1 protein-coding gene is annotated in these 244 nt (G+C 66.0%); it reads right to left on the bottom strand.

From position 1 onward, the window contains the following. On the bottom strand, positions 1-244 hold a 244-nt coding region (locus tag AAIL17_RS18245), incomplete at both ends, for an ATPase, T2SS/T4P/T4SS family (RefSeq protein WP_424684246.1).

Genomic DNA, 244 nt, shown 5'->3' with positions numbered 1-244 from the left:
CGCCGAGCTGGTGTGCAGCGTGCCGAACACCAGGTGGCCGGTTTCCGCGGCGGTCAGCGCCAGGCGGATGGTTTCCAGGTCGCGCAGCTCGCCGACCAGGATGTAGTCGGGGTCCTCGCGCAGCGCCTCGTTGAAGCCGTGCGTGTCACGGTGCACCTCGCGCTGGTTGACCAGGCACTTCTGCGAGGTGTGCACGAACTCGATCGGATCCTCGACCGTGAGCATGTGGCCGTATTCGTTCTTG

Origin of the sequence: Frateuria sp. YIM B11624 (assembly GCF_049727805.1) — a bacterium.
Lineage (GTDB): Bacteria > Pseudomonadota > Gammaproteobacteria > Xanthomonadales > Rhodanobacteraceae > Frateuria_A.
Note: the sequence above shows the minus strand (reverse complement) of the source record. Positions and strands in the feature narration are given on the sequence as shown.